The 8315-nt window shown below is 67.4% G+C and carries 5 protein-coding genes; 2 read left to right on the forward strand and 3 right to left on the reverse strand.

All coding sequences use genetic code 11. The features are described 5' to 3' along the window. Positions 1-105 precede the first annotated feature (105 nt). The gene (locus VGM71_RS12655) at positions 106-1533 is read right to left on the reverse strand and encodes an OmpP1/FadL family transporter (RefSeq protein ID WP_331545642.1); all 1428 of its coding nucleotides are present in this window, start codon (positions 1531-1533) and stop codon (positions 106-108) included. Positions 1534-1774: 241 nt separating this feature from the next. Between VGM71_RS12655 and VGM71_RS12660 the strand changes: the two genes are divergently transcribed. Both VGM71_RS12660 and VGM71_RS12665 read left to right on the forward strand, forming a co-directional pair. After that, positions 1775-2077, forward strand: coding sequence for a YcgL domain-containing protein (locus VGM71_RS12660; RefSeq protein ID WP_331545644.1), 303 nt, complete (start codon positions 1775-1777; stop codon positions 2075-2077). A 90-nt stretch (positions 2078-2167) separates the two neighbouring features. Then, the gene (locus VGM71_RS12665) at positions 2168-5587 is read left to right on the forward strand and encodes an ankyrin repeat domain-containing protein (protein ID WP_331545646.1); all 3420 of its coding nucleotides are present in this window, start codon (positions 2168-2170) and stop codon (positions 5585-5587) included. A gap of 15 nt (positions 5588-5602) precedes the next feature. Here the strand turns inward: VGM71_RS12665 and VGM71_RS12670 are convergent, their stop codons facing one another. Then, positions 5603-7411, reverse strand: coding sequence for a monovalent cation:proton antiporter-2 (CPA2) family protein (locus tag VGM71_RS12670; RefSeq protein ID WP_331545648.1), 1809 nt, complete (start codon positions 7409-7411; stop codon positions 5603-5605). 96 nt (positions 7412-7507) lie between these two features. Beyond that, a partial coding sequence (gene hemB, locus VGM71_RS12675) for a porphobilinogen synthase (RefSeq protein ID WP_331545650.1) occupies positions 7508-8315 on the reverse strand: 808 nt, incomplete at its 5' end.

The raw sequence follows: 8315 nt of genomic DNA on the forward strand, positions 1-8315 counted from the left end.
CCTGTTACTCACGGCCTCAAAAGCTGTCGCGCGCAGAGCGCGCTCCTACAAAAAAGACCTCCCCGTCGCCGGGGAGGTCTTTTCTTCAACCGACCGGTAAAACGATCAGAACTGGTACTTGGCCGAGACGCTCAGCAGGTTGCCCTTGTCGTCGCTCGAACCGACCAGGCGGTCGCCGGTACCGCTGGTCACGCCGGCGATATGTGCGTCGTTGACGAAGATATGCGCGTAACCCGCGTTGATCTCGAAGCGATCGGTGGCCTTGTAGCCGATACCGAAGGCCAGCCACTTGCGGGTGGAGTCCGGCACGCGCGGCGAGCGGGTGTCGTCGTAGGTCGGCGTGGTGTCGACGGCCACACCGCCGCGCAGGGTCAGCTTGTCGGTGACGTAGTACTCACCACCCACCGAGGCGAACCAGGTGTTGCGCCAGCTGTAGTCTTCGCTGGTCGGCGGCTGGTTCGGGTTCGAGTAGTTGACGGTGAGATCCTGGAAGGCATCCCACTTGGTCCACGACAAGTCGAAGCCGAAACCGAACTTCTCGTCCTGGTGCCAGAAGCTCGCGGTGGCGATGGAGGGCGTGGTGAAGTCCGCACGGCCATTCGTGTGGGTGAAGGGCGGCTGGCCGCCACCCAGCAGCGGAGCCACGGCCGGATTCGACAGCACGGCGGTGACGTTCGACGGCATGGTGAAGTTGCCGGTGCCTTCGAGCGTGTGGCTGATCTTGCTGCGGTAGTTCAGCGCGATGCGGTCGTTGGCGGTCAGCTTCCACAGACCACCGACCTGCCAGCCATAGGCCCAGTCGTCGCCCTTGATCTTGGCGGTGCCATCGCTGCCCGGCGGCACCACGGCGGCGTACTGCCCGGCGAGCGCGGCGGCGGTGGCAGGCGGCAACTGGCCGGCGGCGGCGGCGCGCTGGATCAGGCCCAGGCCGACGGTGTTGTAATTGATGGCGCTGGTCAGTTCCGCGCTCGTCTTCTGGGCGATGGCGCTGACGCCGACCGCGAAATCGTCGGTCACGTCGAACGAGGCCGACAGAGTGGCGTCGAACGACTTGAAGTCGGACTTGATGCCGTTATAGCGGCCCTTCCAGTCGGAGTCGTATTCGGTCTTGAAACCGAACGGCGCGGTGAGGCCGAAGCCGACGTGCCAACGGTCGCTTACCTGCGAGGCGAAGTACAGCGCCGGGACCGGGATCGTGGTTCCCGCGTCGCCGCCGTTGCCGCCGCTGATCGGCCGGCCCTGGGCGTCCGTGGCCGTACCGTGGAACTTGGTGCTGAAGTTGATGCCGGTGACGTCGGCCTGGAACACGTTGCCCTTCAGCATCGACATCGCGGCCGGGTTGTTCACGATCACTGAGGCGTCGTCGCCCGCGGCGGTGGAGCCCGCGAACGCGCGGCCGAGGTTCTTGGCGCTGTTTTCCTTCAACTGGAAGGCGCTGGCCTGGGCAGCCTGGGGAGCCACCAGCGCGCCGGCGACGGCCAACGAAAGGGCGGCGATGGCAAGCGGGCGGGTACGGAGGTTCAGCTTCTGCATGCGGGGTCGGCTCCTGCTTCTTGTTCTGCTCGGGGGCGGTGGAAATCACGCGTCGGAAAAGCGGAAACTTATCCGTTTTCATACGCGCGTTTAACATTCTGGCTGTGCACTTTGGACGAATTGACGCACGTTTTGCAAGTCCCGCTGCAACAAAGGTGAAACGGGTCACGTGTACGAACCCCCGTTTCCGCCCGGCATTTGCTAACGTTGAACACCCGCCCCGATAGCGAGACTTGCCGTCATGCACTGCTTCGTGTACGCCAGTCAGCGCAAACCGGACACCTACGTCTGGCTCGCCCGTCGCGAGGGTTTCGATCTGCTTCCCGAGCCGCTCGCTCTCCTGCTGGGCGAACTGCGCTTCGTGCTGCAGGTGGAGTTGACGCCCCAGCGCAAGCTGCCGCACGACGACACCGACCGCGTGCTCGGGAACCTGGCCTCCCAAGGCTGGCACATGCAGACGCCGCCCAACGAGACGCTGAGCGTGTGCAACCAGCCGAACCACAATCGCGAGATCGATCCGGGCGAAACCCTCGTCCGGGCGTGATCCAGCCGAATACGCGCATGCGGGAACCGTGCAACCCGGGTTAACGCCCCGTTACCGCGTAGGCGCGAACGGCTCCGTATACTCGCGCGTATGGCTAAATCCAAACGTCGTCGACCGTCGCTGATCAAGGCGCTGCCCTGGTTCCTCCCCGCTCTCGCAGCCGTCGCCTGTGCAGGCTTGACGGCCTCGCCCCTGGCCCTGATCCCGCTGCTGCTGGCCAACGCCCTGGCCATGGGCGCGGTATGCCACGCGATCGGGTTCGACCCTGAAACCAGCTACCTGCGCACGGTGCTGCGTCGCGGTTCCGCGCACGTCGTGATGTTCACGGCCTACACCTTCCTCGTCTTCGTCCTGGTGGCGTGGCCCTTGCTCAAGCTCACCCAGGCCCCGAGCCTCGGGGCCGCATTGCTGCTCGCCGCCACGCTGGTCGTGGCGCTGGCCGCGCTATGGCGGGTCTGGCCGGCCTTCGGTCTGCTGTTCGTCTGGGACGACGCCTATCCCGCGCACAGCGGCGACGGCTCCTGGATATTCACGGCCATGGCCCGCTCGATCAGCTTTGGCCGGCACCTCTCGGCCGAGGAGCGCTTCTTCTCGCACTTCCTGCCGGCGTCGCTGGGCCTGCTTGTCCTCGCTTTCTGCGCCGTCGCGCTGTCGGGGCTCTACGGCGTGCTGCCCTCGGAGATGCGCATCGCGGCGCTGGGCGTCTACGCGCTGGTGCTGCTGCCCCTCGGCTGCATGATCATCGCCAATCGCACCCTGCGCGCGCTGCTATGCGATTTTCGTGGGCACATTCGTACCGCGCGCGAGGAACCGCGGGACGACACACCGGCCGAGGCCGTCCGCGCACCGATTCCGGTGCTCCGTAGCGAGGAAAGCCAGCCCGGCGTCCGCGAACAGGCCTTGCTCGTCGCGGCGCGCGGCGGCGACGTCGCCCGGGCCGTAGCGCTCGTCGAAGCCGGCGCCGACCCCGATACCGGCGCAGAGCCAGGCGATCGCGACCAGCGGCCGGTGCTCACCCTCGCCGCACTCTCACCGGATATACGCCTGCTGCGCGCCCTGATCGGCAAGGGCGCGAAGGTGAACCGCGTGCACAACGGCATGACTGCCCTGCTCGCAGCCAGTCGCGACAGCTGGCACGGACGTCCGGAAGCCGTTCTCACCCTGCTCACCAACGGCGCGAATGCCGCTGGCGCGGACGCCGAGGGAAATACGCCGCTGCATGGTGCCGTGCTGAGCGCGGAGCCGACCATCGCCGCCATGCTGCTGGATGCCGGTGGGCCGGTGGATGCCGTGAACCACGCGGGCGAAACGCCGCTTGTGATCGCCTGCCGCACGGCGAACTGGACCCTGGCCCGTTTCCTGCTCGATCACGGCGCCAAGCCCGCGCCGGTGGGAACCGAGCCCGCGCTGGTCGCGGCCGCCAGCATTCCCGACGACGACAGCGAAGGCGCGAAAGTGCTGCTCCGCTACAAGGCAGCGGTGAACGCGGCCGATGCGAACGGCCGCACCGCGTTGATCACCGCCGCGGCCGAAGGGCACGAGCAGATCGCCCGCGTCCTGTTGCAGGCCCACGCCAACCCGAACCTCGCCGACAAGAACGGCACCACCGCCTTGATGGAAGCCGCGCGCGCGGGCGCGCACGGCATCGTGCAGATGCTTGCCGACGCCGATGCGGATGCCTCGCCTCGCGATGGCCACGGGCGCGACGCCCTCACGCTTGCCTGCCAGTCGCCACGCGCCCAGGCCGCGACGGTACGCGCGCTGCTCACGCTTGGCGCGCAGCCGAAGGAGCCCGCGGCCGATGGGCGCAGCGCACTCGACCATGCGGCGGCCACGGGCCGATGGGATTTCGTCGCCCTGCTCGATCCGGAAACGCCGTTGCCCACGTCGCTGAGCGAATCGGTCGTACCCGAAGCCGGCGCCGATTCGCCTATGCATCTCTACGATGCGCTGCGCTTCGGCCACTGGGCGGTCGCCTCCACCTTCGCCGCGAAGGTCCGCGAGTGGCCTGCGCATGAACTCGCCGCGCTATATGTGGACCTGGCGGGCGCTGGGTTCGATACCGCGCGAGCCTGGCTGCTCGATCATGGCCTCGCCGCGGAAGCGAGACTCGCGACGCCCGCCAACGAGGAAGGCGGGCCCGGCCGGCGCCTGTTCGATGCGCTGCTCCCGCAGTTGCCGCAGTCCGCCGACGCCCTGCTCCAGCTCATGCAGGCGGGCGCGAGCCCTGCCGGCGCGGGCCTTCTCGGACATGCCATCTGCCGCCTCGAGGACGCGGACGAGCGGCTCACCCTTGCGATGCTCGAAGCCGGCGCGGATCCCTTCGGCGCCGACGCGCGGGGCCGCACGCCAGTGCACGTGGCTGCCGCCACGGGTCGCGTCGCTCTCCTTGGCGCGCTGCTCGAGCGAGGCATGGATCCGAACGTGCGCGATGCCGGCGGCCGTACACCGCTGCATGCCGCACTGGAACAGGCGGACGACAGTCTCCCGCTGGTCCGCCTGCTGGTCGCGCACGGCGCCGATCCCGAGGCGGCGGACGTTAATGGCGAGACACCTTATGGCCTCGGCATTGGCCACGGCGACGTCGAACGCTGGCTGAGCTGGTCTATCTGGTCGCTGCCGCGACGCGCGCTTCGCGCCAACGATCTTCCCGCGGCGGCAGCCGCGGGCGACCTGCAGGCCATCGATCGCCTCCTCGAGCTCGGCTTCGCCGTCGACACGCGCGACCAGCAGGGTGCCACCGCCCTGCTCCGCGCCGCTGGCGCGGGTCGCCGTGACGTCGCGGAGCGCCTGCTCGCCGCCGGCGCCGATACGGCGGTCACCGCCACGTCCGGCGTGACGCCACTCGCGGCGGCGGTGAACACACGCCGCGAGAACGTGGTGGCGCTGCTGATCGAACGCGGTGCGGCCGTCGACCAGCGCCTGCCCGGCGACGCCACGGCCCTGATGATCGCCGCGACACTCGGCTATCCCGATATCGCCGACCTGCTGTTGACGGCGGGCGCCGATGTGTCCGCGGAAGACGCGCACGGACATACCGCGCTGCATGCTGCCGCCCAATATTGCTTCGGCAGTCGCGACAGCTTGCGCGCGCGGCGACTGTTCGACGCCGTGATTGGCAAGGGCGCCGACGTGAACAAGCCGGACAAGGATGGCGTCACACCGTTGCTCATCCTCCTCGGGGCGCATATGCGCCCCGGCACCGACGCGGACGCGACGCACCTCGGCGCCCTGGTGCCGGTGCTGCTCGATGCGGGAGCAATGGTCGAGCATGCCGATCATCGCGGGGTCAGCGCGCTGCACGCGTGCGCGATGCACGCATTGCTGCCGCCGGCCCGCGTGCTGCTGCAGCGTGGCGCGAACCGCCATGCAGCGGATGCGTTCGGGCGCACGGCGGGCGAGGTGGCACGGCACCTCGGCTATGTCGACATCGCACACGAACTAGGCACGCGCGTCGGTGCGATCCCTAGCGTGAGGCAGACGCTGCGGCAGCCTGCACAGCCGGATTGAACGAACGAAGAGGGGTCACTTTTCCTCTTCGCGTTCCCGCTCGTCGACGGCATCTGCCTCGAAGAGTTGCTGCAGGTCTTGCAGGGCTTCCTTGGTGGTCTGCACCAGCGCGGTTTCGTCGTCGTAAACGAGGTACTGCGCACGGAGTACCTGGTCGTCGTGCTTGCGGAAGCGCTCCAGGCGGCTCTCCGCGACATCAGGGCTCATGCCTAGCGACTCGAGCACGTGACGGGTCATCTCCAGGCTCGAATAGAAGGTTTCGCGCACGGGCTCTTCAACGCCGATGTCCATCAGGCGGAACGCGTGCTGACGGTTGCGCGCGCGGGCGACGATCTTCAAGTGGGGATACTGGCGGCGTACGAGCCGAGCGGTACGCAGGTTCACTTCAGGATCGTCCGTGGCGATGACGAACACCTCGGCCTTGTCGGCCTGTGCGGCGCGCAGCATTTCAGGCCTTCCCGGGTCGCCGAAGAACAGCGATGTGCCGCCGAAACGGCGCGAGGTGTCCACCTGTTCCACCGAGCTTTCCAGGGCCACGAACTGGACGCCCTGCGCGCGCAGGATACGCGCGACGATCTGGCCCATGCGGCCGAAGCCCGCGATGATCACGCGCGGCGTATCGGACTCGATGTTGTCGAATTCGCGATCGGGCTTGCGCACGCGTTCGGTCATGAGACGCGAGGCCACCAGCACGAGCAGCGGCGTCAGCGCCATCGACAGGGAGATGGCCATCACCATGAGGCCACGTTGGGTACCGTCGATGACGCGGCTTTGCTGGGCGAGATTGAGGATGACGAAAGCGAACTCGCCACCGCACGCCAGGAGCGCGGCAAGGCGCACGGAATCGGCCGTGGTGAGCGCGCCCACCAGCCTCCCCAGGGGCATGATCAACACGGCCTTCACCGCCATCAGCAGGACCACCAGGCCCAGCACCAGCAGCGGCTTGTCGACCAGCATGTGAAGGTCCACCGACATGCCCACGCTGATGAAGAACAGGCCGAGCAGCAGGCCCTTGAACGGCTCGATATTCGATTCGAGTTCGTGCCGGTATTCCGAGTCCGCCAGCAGCAGGCCGGCGAGGAAGGCGCCTAGCGTCGTCGAGATGCCCGCCAGTTCCATCAGCCATGCCGTACCCATCACGACGAGCAGGGCCGTGGCGGTGAACACCTCAGTGCTCTTGGCGCGAGCGACGAAACGGAACACATGACGCAGCAGCAACCGGCCGCCGACGATCACCGCGAGGATCATGCCGACGACGCGGACGACACTCATGAGGTCGGGCGCATGCGCATCGCGTGCGATGGCGCCGCCCAGCAACGGGACAGCGGCGATCAGCGGGATCGCCGCGAGGTCCTGGAACAACAGGATGGCGAAGGCCTGGCGGCCATAGACGGTACCGGCTTCCTTGCGCTCCGCGAGGATCTGCAAGCCGAACGCCGTGGACGACAGCGCGAGGCTGCCGCCGACGATCACCGCGGCTTTCCAGGTGAGGCCGAACAGGAAATAGCCGATCGCGCCCAGCGCGACCGAGCAGGTGAGCACCTGAAGGCTGCCGCTGCCGAATACCGCGCGGCGCATCACCCACAGGCGCGACGGCGACAGCTCCAGGCCGATGACGAACAGCATGAGCACCACGCCGAAGTCGGAGATGGTGGCCACGCCTTGCGTGTCGCTGATCAGGCCAAGCACCGATGGTCCGATGACCACGCCGGCAAGCATGTAACCGAGGACGGCCCCGAGACGGAAACGCTTGGTGAGCGGGACGGCTATCACCGTCGCCAGCAGGAAGACGACCGCCGTCTCGAGAAAATGATGACCGTCCATCCCGGCTCCCTAAGTGTCGGCCGGATTATGTCATGCGGACGAAGCGAGGTTTTGGCGATTCCTGTCGGGGCCCCTATAGCGACTCCGACAGGGTATTCAGCCCTTCAGCCAGCGCGCCACGTCGATGGCGAAATAGGTGAGGATCGCATCCGCGCCGGCGCGCTTCATCGACAGCAGCGATTCCATGACAACGGCCTTCTCGTCCACCCAGCCGTTCTGCGCGGCTGCCTTGATCATCGCGTACTCGCCGCTTACCTGGTAAACGAAGGTCGGCGCACCGAAGGCGTCCTTCACGCGGCGCAGGATGTCGAGGTAAGGCAGGCCCGGCTTCACCATCACCGCGTCGGCTCCCTCGGCGAGGTCCAGTTCCACCTCACGCAGGGCCTCGTCGCTGTTGCCGACATCCATCTGGTAGGTATGCTTGTTGCCCTTCCCCAGGCTCGCCGCCGAGCCTACGGCATCGCGGAAAGGCCCATAGAAGCTCGAGGCGTACTTCGCGGAATAGGCCAGGATGCGGGTATGGATATGGCCCGCGTCTTCCAGCGCCTCGCGAATGGCGCCGATGCGACCGTCCATCATGTCCGATGGCGCGATGAAGTCCATGCCCGCCTCGGCTTGGGCGAGCGACATCTTGATCAGCGCTTCGACGGTCGGATCGTTCATCACGTAGCCGTCGGCGTCGATCAGGCCGTCCTGGCCGTGGGTGGTGTAGGGGTCCAGCGCAACATCACCGATCAGGCCAAGCTGGGGCCAGGCCTTCTTCAGCGCGCGCGCTGCACGCTGGAACAGTCCCCGCGGGTTCCAGGCCTCGGCGGCGTCTTCGCTCTTGGCGTCCGCACCCACCGATGGGAACAGCGCCAGCGCAGGAATGCCCAGCCGCACGCATTCGCCAGCCAGTTTCAGC

Origin of the sequence: Luteibacter sp. (genome assembly GCF_036499525.1) — a bacterium.
Lineage (GTDB): Bacteria > Pseudomonadota > Gammaproteobacteria > Xanthomonadales > Rhodanobacteraceae > Luteibacter.

Bases quoted from the DNA above. Each gene is read 5' to 3' on its own strand.
- VGM71_RS12655 (WP_331545642.1), bottom strand. From the start codon at position 1,533: ATGCAGAAGCTGAACCTCCGTACCCGCCCGCTTGCCATCGCCGCCCTT.
- VGM71_RS12660 (WP_331545644.1), top strand. From the start codon at position 1,775: ATGCACTGCTTCGTGTACGCCAGTCAGCGCAAACCGGACACCTACGTC.
- VGM71_RS12665 (WP_331545646.1), top strand. From the start codon at position 2,168: ATGGCTAAATCCAAACGTCGTCGACCGTCGCTGATCAAGGCGCTGCCC.
- VGM71_RS12670 (WP_331545648.1), bottom strand. From the start codon at position 7,411: ATGGACGGTCATCATTTTCTCGAGACGGCGGTCGTCTTCCTGCTGGCG.